This window comes from Campylobacter concisus, from assembly GCF_002913225.1.
GTDB classification, from domain to species: domain Bacteria; phylum Campylobacterota; class Campylobacteria; order Campylobacterales; family Campylobacteraceae; genus Campylobacter_A; species Campylobacter_A concisus_J.
Map to the genome: position 1 here is coordinate 15,116 of NZ_PPAW01000023.1, position 15,185 is coordinate 30,300.

The following is a 15,185-nucleotide window of genomic DNA, read 5'->3' on the forward strand; positions in this document are numbered from 1 at the left end:
ACTATATTTTAGTGTAGCTTCTTTAATAAATGATTATTGCAATAAATGGAGTGTAGAATTGAATAAAAGAATAAAAAAAATAGAGTTGAATAGAATTGTAAAAAGTCTTAAAAATAATTTTAATACAAATGAATTAATTTCTGAATTTTCAAATTTTTATATAAAATCTAATAATCTATTAAGTGGCGATATCTTATTGGGTTTAAGTGAATTTAAAAAATATAGTAATTGTCGAAATAAAGTATTATTTAATAGAATTAATAACTTATTTTCAGTTTTTTCTTTAAAAGATCTAGAAGCTGTTTTTGAAAGTTTAATTGACTTAGATAGAAAAAAAAGAGAGGGTGCAGTATATACTCCAAATTATATTATTGACTATATTATTAAATATTCATTGCAAAATTTTAAAGGTAAATATATTCCTATAATTTGCGATCCTGCTTGTGGAAGTGGTGGTTTTTTAGTTAGATCAATAGAAATTTTGAGTAAAAAATATAATATTTCAATAGAAGAAAGTGTTGAGTATGTAAAAGGAATAGATATTAATAGTCAATCTGTGTCTTGCGCTAAAATAATTATTGAATTATTTTTTTTATCAAAAAATATCGTAGTTAAATCTTTGGACAATAATATTATTTGTGAAGATACGCTAATAAGAGATAAAAATATTTTACTAAAAAAATTAAATTCAGAAAACGGCATAGATGTTATTGTAACTAATCCGCCTTATGTAAAATTGCAAAATATTGACAATAGTTATAGAAAAGAATTAATTAAAAAGTATTCTAATTTTACAAATGGTAGTTTTAGCTTAGCAATGTTATTTTTAATTGCTGGAAAAGAGTTGTTGTCTAAAGATGGTATGCTTGGATATATTACGCAAAATAATTTTTTTACATCCCTTGCTTCAAAAAAAATTAGAGAGTTTTTGCAAAACAATAAATGTATTCATACAATTATTGATTTTTTACATACAAAAATTTTTAAGAATGTATCTGCATATACCTGTTTAATATTTTTAGAGAATAGCCAAAAATTAGAAGAATTTAATTTTATGTGGGCTTTGGACCCGATAAATGATTTAGAAAAAAACAATTTTTCAAAAATTAATATAAAAGCATTAAATAGCGAAAAGTGGAGAATGGCTCCTAAAAAACATTTAGACAATATAAACAAAATAGAAACAATAGGTTATAGATTAGGTGAGATAGCTGACATTAAGGTAGGTTTTGCGACATTAAAGGATTCTATTTTTTTGGTTGATGGTAATAATCCATTAAACTTAGAAGAAGGAGTATTAAAATCGGCAATTAAAATTTCTGAATTAGATAATGAAGAATCCATTTTGAACAAAACAAGAAAAATTATATTTCCTTATCAAAAAGTAAAACATAGGTATGTTGCATATAATGAAGATGATTTAAAAGAGTTGTTTCCGCTAGCTTACAAATACTTGTTAAAAAATAAGGAATTGCTCAAAAGAAGATCTGAGGCAAAAAAAGGTTTAAAGAATTTTTATGAATGGGGTAGAATACAAGGAATGGAAGCCCCTGGTTATAAATTATTAACAAAAACATTTTCCAGTAAACCTAATTTTATGTTGGATAAAACAGATTCTTTGTTTTGTAATGGTTATTCCGTAAAGCCAAAAGTAAAAAAAACAAATGATCAAGAAATTAATATAATAATTTTGCAAAAGATATTAAATTCATCCATAATGGACTATTATTCAAAACTTACCTCTTTTCAGTTGGATGGAAACTATCAATGTTTCCAAAAAAATTTCATAGAGTTGTTTTGTATTCCAAAATTGGATAAAAAAGATAAAGATTTTATATTAAACAAGTCAGGATCGGAATTAAATCAGTATTTGGCTAATTTATATAAAATAGACTTTAAAGATTTAGAAGAAATTATAAATAGATAATTTTTATTTTTTATAATTATTTAATTGTTGAAATATTAAATCTATCACAATAAATTTTTAGCAATTTATCAAAAAAAGTATTCCAACTTAAATCTTCATATTTAAGAGTTGAGTTTTTTGGAAGTAATCCATTTTCCTCCAATTCATTGGTGGTATTGTAAAATTTTGGTGGTGTCTTACTAAAATCTACAATTAATAAACAAATTGATTCATATTTATAATAGTCTTCTTTAGTACTTTCTCTATTCGTGATTGCTTGAAAAGATTTTATATATTTTTTAACAAGTTCTTGATTCTTTTTTTTAAATTTTACTAACTTATTACTAAATTCTTTGGTGTCATATTCTGGTACAGCCAAAAGGTAAACTTCTCCTAAAACCATATCCGGACATCTTGCATGTAAATTTAGTGCCTCAGCATAAGTTCTTTCAAAAAGTGTATCAAAATTTTTTTGAATACTTGAAATCTGACTTCTTACATTAATTACTAATGTTTTTCTAGTAAATTCAATTCCGTACTCATCTTTTATGCCATCCAAAGGTTCTTCTGTGAGTTTTTCTTGGTATTTGTCAACATTGTTTGGTTTAATGCAAATATCTTGGTCTTTTTGTTTAAGCTTTCCAGCAAGTTTTAATTCAGGCGAATTTGAACCAATTGATGGACATATTAAATCTTTATTAATGCCTTTTGATATTAATGCATGTTTAACAGCTTCATGAATTTTAAAAATTGGCTCTGATGACCTTATTGCTGCCGTTATACCACTACTTCCATCTTTTTTTATTGAATCTTCTATTAGTTTTTTAAAATTTGATATAGCATCTTGTATATAATCTTGTATATAATCTTGTATATAATCTTGTATATCCATGTTATTATTCTCCTATCAAATTTTTAATATCGATATTTAGCCCTTCAGAAATTTTAAATAATGTCAGATAACTAGGATTTCTTTTGCTTCTTTCTACTAGACTTATATATGTCCTATCTAGACCACATTTATATGCTAGTGTTTCTTGGGTTAAATTTAGTTCCATTCTTCTAAATTTTATTTTTTTTGCTAGATTGTTGAGTAATTGTATTTCTTTATCATTCATAAAAGTTATATTATTCAATATATAAAGTTTTTATCAACGGACAATAGTCTGCAATTATTTGGCAAAATAAGACTAAAATATACTCTGTAACTATTGAATATATAGTATTTTAGCACTATGGTCTTGTTTGCATAAAATAAAATATGATTATGTGTATAATACAAAATTAAAAAAAGCTTGATCTTAATATAAAAATATATATTTGGAATAATGGTTTTTAAAAGTATCTTTCTATTGTATTTTTTTGAATTATCTTTGGTTGCCTTAGAACTTTACACCTTTAATTTTTTTTCACAACCCATCAAATTCTTTTTTTAGTTCGTCCCTTAGCTCTTCGGCTCTATCTTCGCCGTTTTTGAAATTTGCCTTTACAAAGCCATCGATCTCGTCTAAAATTTCAACAAGTTCGCTCTCCCAGTTTGCATTTTCTTGTTTTAAAAGCGCCTCTAGCTTATCTCTTGTCTGCTCGAGCTGATCTAGTGCTTTGTCCTTGTCGCTAGCCTCATTTAGCGCATCTTCAAAGAGTATGTCTTGCCTTAGAGCATTTATCTTTTTTAAGATAATGTTGCAAAATTTAGGGTATTTCTCAGCGTTGCTTAAATTTTCTAAAACCTCTTGTGCAGCCTTTTGATAGGCAGGCACCGCCCCCTCATCGTCAAGCTTTTTGGTTAGTTTTTGTATCTGAAAATATAAAATAAGCGCTGCAAAAAACGCAAGCAGCAAATAGATCGTTACGCTATTCATTTTTACTCCTTTTTCTAAATTTATCCACGCTAATTATCGCTAAAGCCAGCCAGATCATACAAAATGAGACGACTTTGTAGCCATCTAAAATTTCGCCATAAATGAAGACCGCGCAAAGGATCGCGATGGTTGGTGAGATGTATTGCAAGTAGCCGATAGTCGTTAAATTTATCCTTGTCGTAGCTGCGTTAAATGCGACAAGTGGCACGATAGTTACGATGCTTGAAGCGATCATTAAAAGCGAGTCTTTGTTTAGTCCAAAGTGGCTTTGCGAGTGAAAAACCAGCCATAAAACGTAGCCAAGCGCAAATGGAAACATAAAAAATGTTTCGATAAAAAGCCCATTAAATGCGCTAATCTTCGCCATCTTTCTAACCATCGCGTAAAATCCAAATGAAAGTGGCAAGATGATAGAGACAAGTGGCAGACCGCCTTTTGCATAAATTTGCACGCAGACAGCTGCGATGACGATGCAAACGGCCATAGCACCAGCTTTGCTGAGGCGCTCTTTAAAGATGATGACACCAAGAAGCATGCTTATCAAGGGATTTATAAAATAGCCCAAACTCGTGTCTAAAATTTTGCCGCTACCCACCGCATAGACATAAACGCCCCAGTTTATGGTGATAAAAATACCACTTAAAAATAGAGCCTTTAGCGAGCGGATATCTTTAAGAAGCGCAAAAATTTCGCCCATTTTGCCATTAATGCAAAGCACTGCTGCCATCAAGAAAAATGACCATATGATCCTGTGGGCTAAAATTTCATAAGCATCGACATCTTTACTAAATAGGTTGAAATAAACCGCCAAAAACCCCCACATAAAAAAGGCGCTAAGCGCGAGAATAACGCCTTTTTGGCTCTCATTTAGTCTTGGTATTTTTGTCGCCTTTTATAGAATTTATACTATCTATCATCAAAAGCGTGACAGAGATGGCTAGGCAGATCATCAAAAAGTATGAGCTTTTCTCCAGTCTCTCGCCGATGGCAAATGAGACAAAAAGCATCATTATAGGCTCAAAATATGTAAGCAAACCTAGTACATTTATCGGCACGAGCGTGCTTGAGAGGATCTGGGCGATGAGGGCTATGCCGCTGATAGCACCAAGCAAAATGAGCAGATAGTAGATGTTTGGATTTTGGCTCATTACGTAGTCCATATCGGCTGTGAGCGCAAAATAAAATGAGAATAAAAACATAAAAATTATCTCGATAACAAAGCTTGAGAAATTTGCAAGGTTGTAGTACTTTCTAATGGTAAAATAGACTGGATAAAGGCAAAAAACTACAGCGCTCTCCCACGAGATGCCGCCACTTATAACTGCTGTGCTAAAGACGCCAATGGCAGCGAAAAAGATCGATGCTAGCTTTGTTTTTGAGAGGTGCTCTTTGAAAAATATCCGTCCAAAAAGGACCATGACTATTGGCATGATGAGGTAGCCTATCGAGACTTTTAGCGCTGCGCCGTTACTTGGAGCCCAGAGATAGAGCCACATCTGAAATGAGACGATGAGCGAGGTAGCAAGCAAAACTAGTAAAATTTTAGGTTTTAGCTTTATTTTTAGAAGTAAAAATTTGAAATTTCGCTGCTGTTTTAACAAAAAAATGGCGGCGATGACAAAAGGCATGGCAAAGATCATGCGGTATCCAATAAGAGCTTGCGTGCTGATGGGGTTCATGAGCACTGACATGTAGTAGATGCAGTTAAATAAAACTGAGGCTAAAAGCGAATAAAATATGCCTTTTATCATGAAAAAAATCTTCTCTTTTTCTGGGTAAATTTAAAGTAGCGATTGTATGCAAAATATCTTTAATAACCCATTAATGGCTTTTATTTTTTAAGTTTTGCGTGATATAATCAGCGCTAAATTAAGGTAAAAGATAGGAAAATTTATGACTTGGGACAGAGATAGCTGGAGAGAATTTAACATCTTGCAACAACCAACTTATCCAAATTTAAAAGAGCTAAAAGAGGCTGAAGAAAAGCTAAAAGCACTTCCGCCTTTGGTATTTGCTGGCGAGGCTAGAAGTCTTAAAAATGAGCTTGCAAAAGTTTGCAACGGCGAGGCCTTTTTGCTTCAAGGTGGCGACTGTGCTGAGAGCTTTACAAATTTTAGCGCAAACAACATCAGGGATATGTTTAAGGTTTTGCTTCAAATGGCGATAGTTTTAACCTTTGGCGGTGGCTGTCCAGTGGTCAAAGTAGGCCGCGTAGCAGGGCAGTTTGCAAAGCCTAGAAGTAGCGACTATGAAGAGGTAAATGGCGTTAAGTTGCCAAGCTATAGAGGTGACATCATAAATGGCTTTGAATTTGACGAAAAGGCTAGAGTTGCCGACCCAAAACGTATGATAGAGGCCTACTATCAAAGCGCATCGACGATGAACCTACTTAGAGCCTTTTCAAGAGGCGGTTTGGCTGACCTTCATCAGGTGCATAAGTGGAATTTAGGCTTTGTTAAAAAGCCAGAGATCGGCGAGAAATACGCAAAACTAGCTGACGATCTAACAAAAACTCTATCTTTCATGGCAGCTTGCGGTATCACCTCGGCAAACACTCCAGCGATAAATCAAACAGCAGTCTATACATCTCACGAGGCGCTACTTTTGCCTTATGAAGAGGCACTAACTAGGGTTGATAGCCTTAGTGGCGAGTGGTACGACTGCTCGGCTCACATGCTTTGGATAGGCGAGAGAACGCGCGGCATAAACGACGCACACGTACATTTTTTAAGTGGTGTTAAAAATCCTATCGGCGTAAAGATCGGACCAAGCGCAAAAGCTGAAGACGTCGTCGCACTCGCAAATAAGCTAAATCCAGAAAATGAAGCTGGCAGACTAAATGTGATAATCAGAATGGGCGCTGATAAGATCGGTGAAAATTTACCAAAAATTTTAAGAGAGCTAAAGCGTGAGGGGTTAAATATCGTTTATAGCATCGATCCGATGCATGGCAACACCGTTAAGACCTCAAATAACTATAAAACTCGTGAATTTAGTAAAATTTTAAGCGAGGTTAGAAGCTTTTTTGAAATTCACAAAGCTGAGGGCACAAGAGCAGGTGGCGTGCATCTTGAGATGACTGGCAAAGATGTGACAGAGTGCACTGGTGGCGCGCTAAACATCACTGAAAGCTCGCTAAAAGAGAGATATGAGACGCAGTGCGATCCAAGACTAAATGCTGATCAGGCTTTAGAGCTTGCATTTTTGATGGCTGATCTAGTTAAAAAAGCTTAAAATTTATAAAATTTGGAGAAAAATATGGCAAATATTTATGATCTAATAGTAGTTGGCGGCGGACCTTGTGGTATAGCTAGCGTAGTAGAGGCTAAAAGAAATGGCTTAAGTAATGTTTTGCTCCTTGAAAAGGGCGACAACCACAGCCAAACGATCAGAAAATTTTATAAAGACAATAAACGCGTAGATAAAGAGTATAAAGGGCAAGATAGCACGATCCATGGGCTAGTTTCGTTTGAAGATGGCACAAAAGAGAGCACACTTGATTATTTTGACAAGCTACTTGACTCTGAGAATATCGAGGCTTTTTTTAATTCTGAGGTCGAAAGCGTAAAAAAAGAGGGCGAAGTTTTTAAAGTAACTACCTCAAAAGCTGTCTATGAAGCCAAAAACGTGATGGTCTCGATCGGCAAAATGGGACGACCAAACAAACCTGACTATAAGATCCCGCCATCACTAAATTCAGTTGTAAATTTTAACCTTGATAACTGCACAAACGGCGAAAAAGTGCTAGTTGTGGGCGGTGGCAACTCTGCGGTTGAGTACGCTATCGAGCTTTGTCAGTATAACAAAACTACGATCGCTTACAGAAAAGATAAATTTAGCCGTGTAAATGAGACAAATTTAAGCGCACTTTGGGAGCTTGAGAAGCATAATAAGATAAAAGTAAGACTAAATCACGATATAACCGAGATCGATAATGAATCAGGCAAGGTAAGAGTGCATTATGAAAATGGCAAGATCCGTGTCTATGATAGGGTTGTCTATGCGATCGGTGGCTCAAGTCCGGTTGATTTTTTACAAAAATGTCAGATAAAAACTGATGAAAAAGGCACTCCGATAGTTGATAGCAATTACCAAAGTAGCGTGCCAGGACTATATGTGGGAGGCGACATCGTTTTAAAAAATGGTGGCTCGATAGTAGTCGGACTAAATCACGCTCATAGCGTTATCAAAGATATCTTAAAAGGCAAGGCACAAGCTTGATAAATAAAATCGCACTAGCTATTGTTTGTCTGATAGCTGGCTTTTCTCTCTCGTTTTTGAAATTTCAAAAAGAGGACGAGACGCCAAAAGATACTAATCAAACGATTTACTCTATAAATTTTGATGATCTCCCTGAAGAAGAGAAGCAAAGATATGTAAGCAAAGACGATCTTTACGAGTATGGCGGTTACATCACGCCAAAGAGCTACATGCAAAATTTTGTTGATGATAAGGATCTAAATTTATCAGACAATGTAAAAGAGCTTCAAGAGCAAGTGCGCGAGCTAAGCAAAAAAAATGAAATTTTGGCCGCTGATAATGTCGATATGAGCGAGAAAAATTTAGACTTCATAAGCAAAATTTCAGAGATGAAAAGAAATATCGAAAATGAAAAAAACGAGATAGTAGAAAAAAATCAAAAGGCTCTTGGCGAGCTTGAGGCGCAACACTTTGAAAATATCCAAGCTTTGACAAAGCGCCTAAATGAAGCGCAAGCTGATATGATAGAGAGCTCAAAAGCTTATGAGAAAAAGATAATTGACCTTGAAAATGCGATAAATGACGCTAGAAATGGCGATGAGAGCAAACTTAAAGATGCCAAGGCCAGCTTTAATAAATTTAAAGAGAGTTTTGAGGCAAACTACACTGCTTTAAAAGAGCAAAATAACGAGCTAAACGCGACACTTGCGCAAAAAGAAGCTCTTATAAAAGAGTATGAAAAAGCTCAAAGTGAAAAAGATAGAGGCGAGAAAAAAGAAATTTTGCTTTTAAAAGAGGAGATCGAGCGAGTTAAAAATGATGCTAATACTCAAAAATTTAGCTACGAAAAAGAGATAAATGCGCTAAATGATGGCTTTGAGACGCAAAAGAGCGTTATGGAGGATGAGCTTTCTAAAAAGGCAAATAAGATAATTGATCTGCAGGAGGCTCTTGAGTCAAATAAGACTGCACTAAAAGATAGAATTTACGAGCTTGAAGAGATCAAGAAAAACCTAAACTCAAAGGATCTAATGGCGCAAAGCTATAATGGCAAAAATTTAGAGCTAAATGCCTCGCTTGCGGCACTTCATAAGAGTTTTGATGATCTAAAGCAAAAGAGTTTAAAAAGCGAGCAAGAGAACAAGCTTGCAAATGAAAATATAAGCTCGCTTAAAAAAGAGCTTGAGAGGGCAAATGCTCTAAATAAAAAGCTTGAAAAGCAAAATTTAGACGCAAACTCAACTCTAAATGAGCTAAGCAAAAAGCTAAGTTTAAGCGAGGAGAGCCTTAAAAAGAGCCAAGAAGAGCTAAAAGCACTTGATACAAAGACAACTAAATTTATAAAAACGCTATTTGATCAAAACCAGACCATCTCTTTGCAGTCACAAAAACTTGGCTCAAACGAGGGCGAGCTAAAGAATTTGAGCGCAAAGCTTGATCTAAAAGATGCGAAGATAAAAGAGCTTGAAGAAAATGTCACAAAGACAAGCCAGATGCTAATAGCCAAGCAAAACGAGCTAGAAACTCAAAAAAGAACGCTAAAGATCGATATGCAAAACTATGAAATTTTGCGCCAGCAGATAAATATGCTACAAAAAAAGATAGTTGATACCTCAACATTTTTAACTGACAACAACAAAAGTGGCGGCAAAAATTTACTAAGCTTGCAAAATGAACTAGAAAATGCAAAGCAAAAGCTAAATGAGAGCAACAAGACGATCGAGAGGCTAAATTCAAAGATAAGTGAGCTAAGCTCGAGCGGTCATAAAGGCGGAGCCGTAAATGCTCAGATCATCGAGCTTCAAAAAGATATAGAGCAAAATTTAAATAGGCAAGACGAGCTTGAAAATGAAAATGTAAATTTAAAAAATATCTTACAAGCTACGACCAAGCCTGAAACCCCAACAAAGCTCGTCCTCATCTCTAGCATCGAGTGTGACGATATGGACTCAAAGGACAAAGTGAGCATAATGTGCAAAAACAGAGTGAGCGAGTTTTTGCAGAGATTTAACTCAAACTATATGTATGAGATCATCCCGATCGTGGATAAGAAAAATTTTGTCATCCCATCAAATGTCGCTCAAAATATCAAAAAAGATGACCTTGGCAAGCTAAATAACTATGTAAATTACGGCGTTGGTAAAGAGCGTGCAAAGGCTGCGGCTGAGCTTATAAAAGAGGAATTTGGCGACTTTGCAAGGATCAGCTTTAGCTCCGAAGTGATAGTAAAAGATGTGACGCGCGGCTTTATCATCAAGGTTTATAGATGATCTTAGCCCAGCTTGAAAATGGCTATCGCTACAACAGCGATACGCTCGTTCTTTATGATTTTATTTGCGCGAGCTTTGGCGAAATTTCTGGCAGAGTTTTGGACGTTGGAGCAGGGTGTGGGATACTTGGACTTTTGCTTAAGCGTGACTTTAAAAAGATAGATCTAAGCATGCTTGATCTTTTAGAGCTAAATAGCGAAATTTCTAGCTATAACGCAAAGAACAACTACTTAGAGGCTAGAGCCATAACGGCTGATTTTGCAAATTTTAAAGATAGTGAGAAATTTGATCTAATCATATCAAATCCGCCTTTTTATCATGACGGTGTTACAAAAAGCCAAAATGAGCACATAAAAGTTAGTAGATATGCAAGCTCACTAAATTTAAAGGATTTTATAAGAGGCTTAAGCGTAAATTTAAAGCCACATAAAAGGGCGTTTTTTTGCTATGCGCCAGATGATCTTAGCGAGATAGCGGCATGCTTAAAAGAGTATAAACTAAATTTGGTGAGCTTAAAATTTATCCATACCAAAAAGGATAAGCCAGCAAATTTGGCTTTGCTTGAAGTGCGAAACAACTCAAACTCAAAGCTAAAAGTCCTGCCGCCTCTTGTGATGAGCGAAGATGGCTCGCACACGAAAGAGGCAAGCGAGATCTTTAAAAAAGCAGATACAAACAGCATCTCTTACAAGGAGATAGCGTGAGGGCTGATGGTTTTAGCTATGAGTTTGATCCTAGCTTTTGCGAGAGTTGCGGAGGCAAATGCTGCACTGGCGAGAGCGGCTACATCTGGATAGATGAGGGTGAAATTTTAAAATTTTGCGCTGCTTTTGATATGCCAAAAGATGAGTTTGAGAGCAAATTTTTAATACGTGTCGGGCTTAGACGAAGCATCAAAGAAAAGCCTTATGATGACGGTTTTGCTTGCATATTTTTTGACGAGAAAAATAAAAACTGCTCGGTCTATGAGCTAAGACCTAAGCAGTGCAGGACATTTCCGTTTTGGGATTATTTTAAAAAAAATTTAAAGGAGCTAAGAGCAGAATGCATTGGCGTAAAATTTTAATAATTTTTATAAGCGTATTTTTTAGCACGCATCTGCTTGCAGATGACAACAAAAGTGTAAATTTACGCCTAATGCAAGCTCTCATCTCGCAAGATAGTGGCGATGTAAATGCTAGCATCCAGACCTATCTTGGGCTTTTTAAAGAGACAAATCAAAAGACCTATCTAAAAGAGGCGATCAAGCTAGCCTTTGCCACAAAAAATGAAAATTTAGATAGCCTCATGGCTGAGGGCGAGAAGAGCTTAAAAGATGATAGCGATTTTATCAGGATTAAGGTTGCAAATTTAGTCAATCTATCTAAGCTAAACGAGGCAAAAGAGCTTATGCAAGAGCTTGCCACAAAAGAGCCAAATGCTCAAAATTTGCTCATGCTTGGCACTATTTGTATGATGCAAAATGATACGGTAACGGCGCTAAAATACTTTGAAGAGGCATACTCGCTAAAGCCTGAAGAGGAGAATTTGCTCCGCATCGTTGATATACTTTTAAACCGCATGGACAATGTAAATGATGCGACAAAATACCTCGAGAAATTCCGCGAGGAGCAGGGCTGCACTCAAAAGACATGCGAGCTTTTGGCTGAAATTTACTCTCAGCAAAGAAATTTCCCAAAGGTGATCGAGCTTTTTGAAGAGATATACGACATCACTCACGACACCTCTTATCTTGACAAGATCGTGCAGTATTTTGTCTATGCTAAAAATTATAAAGCGGCTATTGAAATTTTGAAAAAATATGGCTACAACGACGCTACGCTGATGGATCTTTACGCTGCGACTGGAAATTTTGGCGATGCATACGTTTTAGCGGTTAAAATTTATAACGATAGCAGGGATCTAAATTTCTTAGCAAAGGCTGCCATCTACGAATATGAGATGAACAAAGATAGCCTAGATGAGAAAAAGATCACTGATATCTTAGATAAATTTGAAGCTAGCGTGCCAAAGCTTAATAACGATATGTTTTTTAACTACTACGGCTACTTGCTCATTGATCACGAGATAGACCCTAGAAAGGGTGTGGAGATGGTGCAAAAAGCACTTGAGATCTCGCCAGACTCGCCTTACTATGAGGACTCGCTAGCGTGGGGTTATTTCAAGCTTGGCGAGTGCAAAAAGGCAAAGGGCATAATGATGCACGCTATGAAAGATGTTGATTTTAAGGCTTCAAAAGAGGCAAAGGAGCACTTGCACCTCATCGAGCGCTGCATAATAAATTTAAACAAAAGGCTTAAAAAATGATACTTGATGAGATCATAAAAAAGACAAAAGAGGATCTAAAAAAGCGAAAAGCTGACTATCCACAGGAGTGGCTAGGTCGCTCGCTCGCATACAACCCATACGTGCCAAGAGACGTTCTAAGCGCACTTAGATCAAGTAAAGATGAGCCTATAAAGATCATAGCCGAGATAAAAAAAGCAAGCCCAAGCAAGGGCGTGATAAGAGAGGACTTCGAGCCGATAAAAATAGCGCAGGAGTACGAGCAGTACGCAAATGCTTTTAGTATTTTAACTGAGCCTCATTGGTTTAAGGGCGATATAGAGTACATCACCCAGGTGCGCCGCTACGCTTCAAGGCCGATCCTTAGAAAAGACTTTATCGTTGATAAGTATCAAATTTTAGAAGCACTTGTTTATGGAGCGGACTTTATCCTGCTCATCGCCAAAGCACTAACGCAAGGCGAGCTAAAAGAACTACTTGAGTACGCGCACCACTTGGGGCTTGAGGTCTTAGTAGAGACCCATGACGCGAGCGATGTGAAAAAGGCGATCTTTGCAGGAGCAAATATAATAGGGATAAATCATAGAAATTTAGATGATTTTACGATGGATATGAGCCTTTGCGAGAAGCTCGTGCCGCTTTTGCCAAATGGCAAGATAATAGTCGCAGAAAGCGGACTTTACGAGCATGAGCAGCTTCGCGAGCTAAGTAAGATCGGAGTTGATGCTTTCTTGATCGGAGAGCATTTTATGAGACAAGATGATATAAAAAATGCCGTTAAAAAGATAAAGGAGGGCGAGTGATGCAGCACCTTTGTGCCCCTTGGAGAAGCGAGTATTTCAGCGCAAAAAAAGATAGTTGCGTATTTTGCGAGGTGATAAATTCAAAAGAGGACGACGAGAAAAATGGCGTGCTTTTTCGTGCTAAGCACTGCTTTGGGATCATGAATTTATATCCGTATTCGCCAGGACATTTTATGATCATACCAAACCACCACACCGACAAGATCGAGGAGCTTGACGAGCAGACGTGGTTTGAGATGAGTAAATTTGTAAGGCTTGGGGTTGAAATTTTAAAGCGTGAGCTTCACGCACAGGGCGTAAATATCGGTATGAATTTAGGCAAGGCAGCAGGCGCTGGCATAGCTGAGCACGTGCACTATCACCTTGTGCCAAGGTGGAGCGGGGATACAAATTTCGTCACAACGATCGCTGATGTGAGAGTAAATGGCACGCCTTTTCATCCGCTTTATCAAAAGCTAAAAAAGGCTTTTAGTGGCGTTATTTGAGATTGACATAGAGCAGTGGCTTGAAAAAAGAGGCGAGTTTGAAGTCCTAATAGACGCTAGATCGCCGCATGAGTATGCCTACTCGCACATAAAAGATGCGATAAATTTATACGCGCTTGATGATGCTGAGCACAAAGAGGTAGGCACGATCTACAAAAGTGACAGAGCCCTAGCAAAGAGCCTTGGTGCAAAATACATCTGCAAAAATTTGCAAAATATCATCGACGAGGTCTATAAAAGGTGCAGGGTCGGCTCAGCTATTGGCATCTACTGCGCAAAGGGCGGACTTAGATCAAGCTCGGTTGGCTTTGTGCTAAGCATGATAGGATATAGGGTTTTTAGGCTAAATGGCGGCTACAAGGCTTATAGAAACCATGTTTTGGAGTTTTTTGAGCGTCCGCTAACAACTAAATTTATAACCCTTTTTGGCAACACTGGCTGCTATAAAAGTAAGCTTATAAGGGCACTTTCGCCATCAATAGACCTTGAAGCGATGGCAAATCACCTAGGCTCAGTTTTTGGCGCGATAAACGGCGCGCAGCCAAGCCAAAAGTGCTTTGAAGATGCGTTATTTGAGGAGCTTTCTGCACTAAAAGATCAAATTTGCTTTATCGAGGGTGAGAGCAGAAGGATCGGCTCGCTAACACTTCCAAAAAGCCTTTATGAAGCGATGAGAAGAGGCATCTGCGTTGAGATTAGCGCGAGCTTGGAGAATAGAATTTCTTGCATCACAAGCGACTATAAAAGTGTGGATAAAACCTTTTTTGATGAGTGTATAAAGAAAATTTCGCCCTTTATCGACAAAGAAGCCAGAGATGAGGCGGTGGCTAAATTTAACGAAAACGACATCGCCAAAGTGGCTGAAATTTTACTTACAAAATACTACGACAAGGTCTATAAGAAAAATGAAAACATTGATGTTTTTGTAAGCTCTGATGATCTTGACGAGGCAGTAAAAAAGCTAAATTTGATAAGAGCTGAGGCGAAAATTTAAACCCCTTTGACGCTTTGTTTGGGCTAAATTTCATCTATAAATTTAAATTTGCTCTCTTTTGACTTGGTTAAATTTACTTTTAAATTTAAAAATTGCTAGATCAAATTCGCTCTTAAGTTTAAAATAGACCTCTTTTTGCACTTAAAATGGCTTAGTTTAAGGCTATTTTTATATCAGAACATAAGATTTCTTGCTATTTTTGTGAAATTTCTAGTTAAATTTATCTGTTTATCTGGGATTGGCTGGATTGGCTGGATTGGCTGGATTGGCTGAAAAGCCACGCCAAAATTTACACCGACAAACTCAAATTTAAAAATTTACCGCTCAAATTTCTTAAAATACTAAAAATATTACGTTAAATTATATGTAAAATACTTTG

Annotated in this window: 15 protein-coding genes; 10 read left to right on the forward strand and 5 right to left on the reverse strand. The window is 36.3% G+C overall.

Annotated elements, in window-relative coordinates:
• Window positions 1-58 precede the first annotated feature (58 nt).
• A complete protein-coding gene (locus CYP26_RS05330; RefSeq protein WP_181000864.1) occupies window positions 59-1,927 on the forward strand; it encodes an HsdM family class I SAM-dependent methyltransferase in 1,869 nt (622 codons plus the stop codon).
• 16 nt (window positions 1,928-1,943) lie between these two features.
• On the opposite strand, the gene CYP26_RS05335 is transcribed toward CYP26_RS05330, so the two are convergent.
• From CYP26_RS05335 to rarD (CYP26_RS05355), 5 genes are all read right to left on the reverse strand, one after another.
• A complete protein-coding gene (locus tag CYP26_RS05335; protein WP_103630661.1) occupies window positions 1,944-2,798 on the reverse strand; it encodes a restriction endonuclease in 855 nt (284 codons plus the stop codon).
• A gap of 4 nt (window positions 2,799-2,802) precedes the next feature.
• Window positions 2,803-3,024 carry a helix-turn-helix domain-containing protein gene (locus tag CYP26_RS10685; RefSeq protein ID WP_103630736.1) on the reverse strand — a complete coding sequence of 74 codons (222 nt, stop codon included), beginning with the start codon at window positions 3,022-3,024 and terminating at the stop codon, window positions 2,803-2,805.
• 291 nt (window positions 3,025-3,315) lie between these two features.
• Window positions 3,316-3,768: an aryl-sulfate sulfotransferase gene (locus CYP26_RS05345; protein WP_103630662.1), complete on the reverse strand. Its 453-nt coding sequence runs from the start codon at window positions 3,766-3,768 to the stop codon at window positions 3,316-3,318.
• The gene (rarD, locus tag CYP26_RS05350; protein WP_103630663.1) at window positions 3,761-4,648 is read right to left on the reverse strand and encodes an EamA family transporter RarD; all 888 of its coding nucleotides are present in this window, start codon (window positions 4,646-4,648) and stop codon (window positions 3,761-3,763) included. Before rarD (CYP26_RS05350) ends, CYP26_RS05345 begins: the two co-directional genes overlap by 8 nt.
• Window positions 4,632-5,519: an EamA family transporter RarD gene (gene rarD, locus CYP26_RS05355; RefSeq protein ID WP_009293763.1), complete on the reverse strand. Its 888-nt coding sequence runs from the start codon at window positions 5,517-5,519 to the stop codon at window positions 4,632-4,634. The genes rarD (CYP26_RS05350) and rarD (CYP26_RS05355) overlap by 17 nt, the downstream gene beginning before the upstream one ends.
• A gap of 142 nt (window positions 5,520-5,661) precedes the next feature.
• On the opposite strand from rarD (CYP26_RS05355), the gene CYP26_RS05360 reads away from it, so the two are divergent.
• Genes CYP26_RS05360 through mnmH form a run of 9 tightly spaced genes read left to right on the forward strand, consistent with a single transcriptional unit; the run spans window position 5,662 to window position 14,806 of the window.
• Window positions 5,662-7,002 carry a class II 3-deoxy-7-phosphoheptulonate synthase gene (locus CYP26_RS05360; RefSeq protein WP_103630664.1) on the forward strand — a complete coding sequence of 447 codons (1,341 nt, stop codon included), beginning with the start codon at window positions 5,662-5,664 and terminating at the stop codon, window positions 7,000-7,002.
• 24 nt (window positions 7,003-7,026) lie between these two features.
• Window positions 7,027-7,989: an NAD(P)/FAD-dependent oxidoreductase gene (locus tag CYP26_RS05365; protein ID WP_103630665.1), complete on the forward strand. Its 963-nt coding sequence runs from the start codon at window positions 7,027-7,029 to the stop codon at window positions 7,987-7,989.
• Window positions 7,986-10,238 carry a vesicular transport factor Uso1p gene (locus CYP26_RS05370; protein ID WP_103630666.1) on the forward strand — a complete coding sequence of 751 codons (2,253 nt, stop codon included), beginning with the start codon at window positions 7,986-7,988 and terminating at the stop codon, window positions 10,236-10,238. Before CYP26_RS05365 ends, CYP26_RS05370 begins: the two co-directional genes overlap by 4 nt.
• Complete coding sequence (locus tag CYP26_RS05375; protein WP_103630667.1) at window positions 10,235-10,942, forward strand: tRNA1(Val) (adenine(37)-N6)-methyltransferase; 708 nt, start codon at window positions 10,235-10,237, stop codon at window positions 10,940-10,942. The genes CYP26_RS05370 and CYP26_RS05375 overlap by 4 nt, the downstream gene beginning before the upstream one ends.
• Window positions 10,939-11,304 (forward strand): YkgJ family cysteine cluster protein, encoded by a 366-nt coding sequence (locus tag CYP26_RS05380; protein WP_103608287.1) that lies wholly within the window; start codon window positions 10,939-10,941, stop codon window positions 11,302-11,304. Before CYP26_RS05375 ends, CYP26_RS05380 begins: the two co-directional genes overlap by 4 nt.
• Entirely contained in the window at window positions 11,283-12,545 is a 1,263-nt protein-coding gene (locus tag CYP26_RS05385; protein ID WP_103615577.1) for a tetratricopeptide repeat protein, read from the forward strand. Before CYP26_RS05380 ends, CYP26_RS05385 begins: the two co-directional genes overlap by 22 nt.
• Window positions 12,542-13,327: an indole-3-glycerol phosphate synthase TrpC gene (gene trpC, locus CYP26_RS05390; protein WP_103630668.1), complete on the forward strand. Its 786-nt coding sequence runs from the start codon at window positions 12,542-12,544 to the stop codon at window positions 13,325-13,327. Before CYP26_RS05385 ends, trpC begins: the two co-directional genes overlap by 4 nt.
• The gene (locus CYP26_RS05395) at window positions 13,327-13,812 is read left to right on the forward strand and encodes an HIT family protein (protein ID WP_103630737.1); all 486 of its coding nucleotides are present in this window, start codon (window positions 13,327-13,329) and stop codon (window positions 13,810-13,812) included. The genes trpC and CYP26_RS05395 overlap by 1 nt, the downstream gene beginning before the upstream one ends.
• Window positions 13,799-14,806: a tRNA 2-selenouridine(34) synthase MnmH gene (mnmH, locus tag CYP26_RS05400; protein ID WP_103630669.1), complete on the forward strand. Its 1,008-nt coding sequence runs from the start codon at window positions 13,799-13,801 to the stop codon at window positions 14,804-14,806. Before CYP26_RS05395 ends, mnmH begins: the two co-directional genes overlap by 14 nt.
• Window positions 14,807-15,185 lie beyond the last annotated feature (379 nt).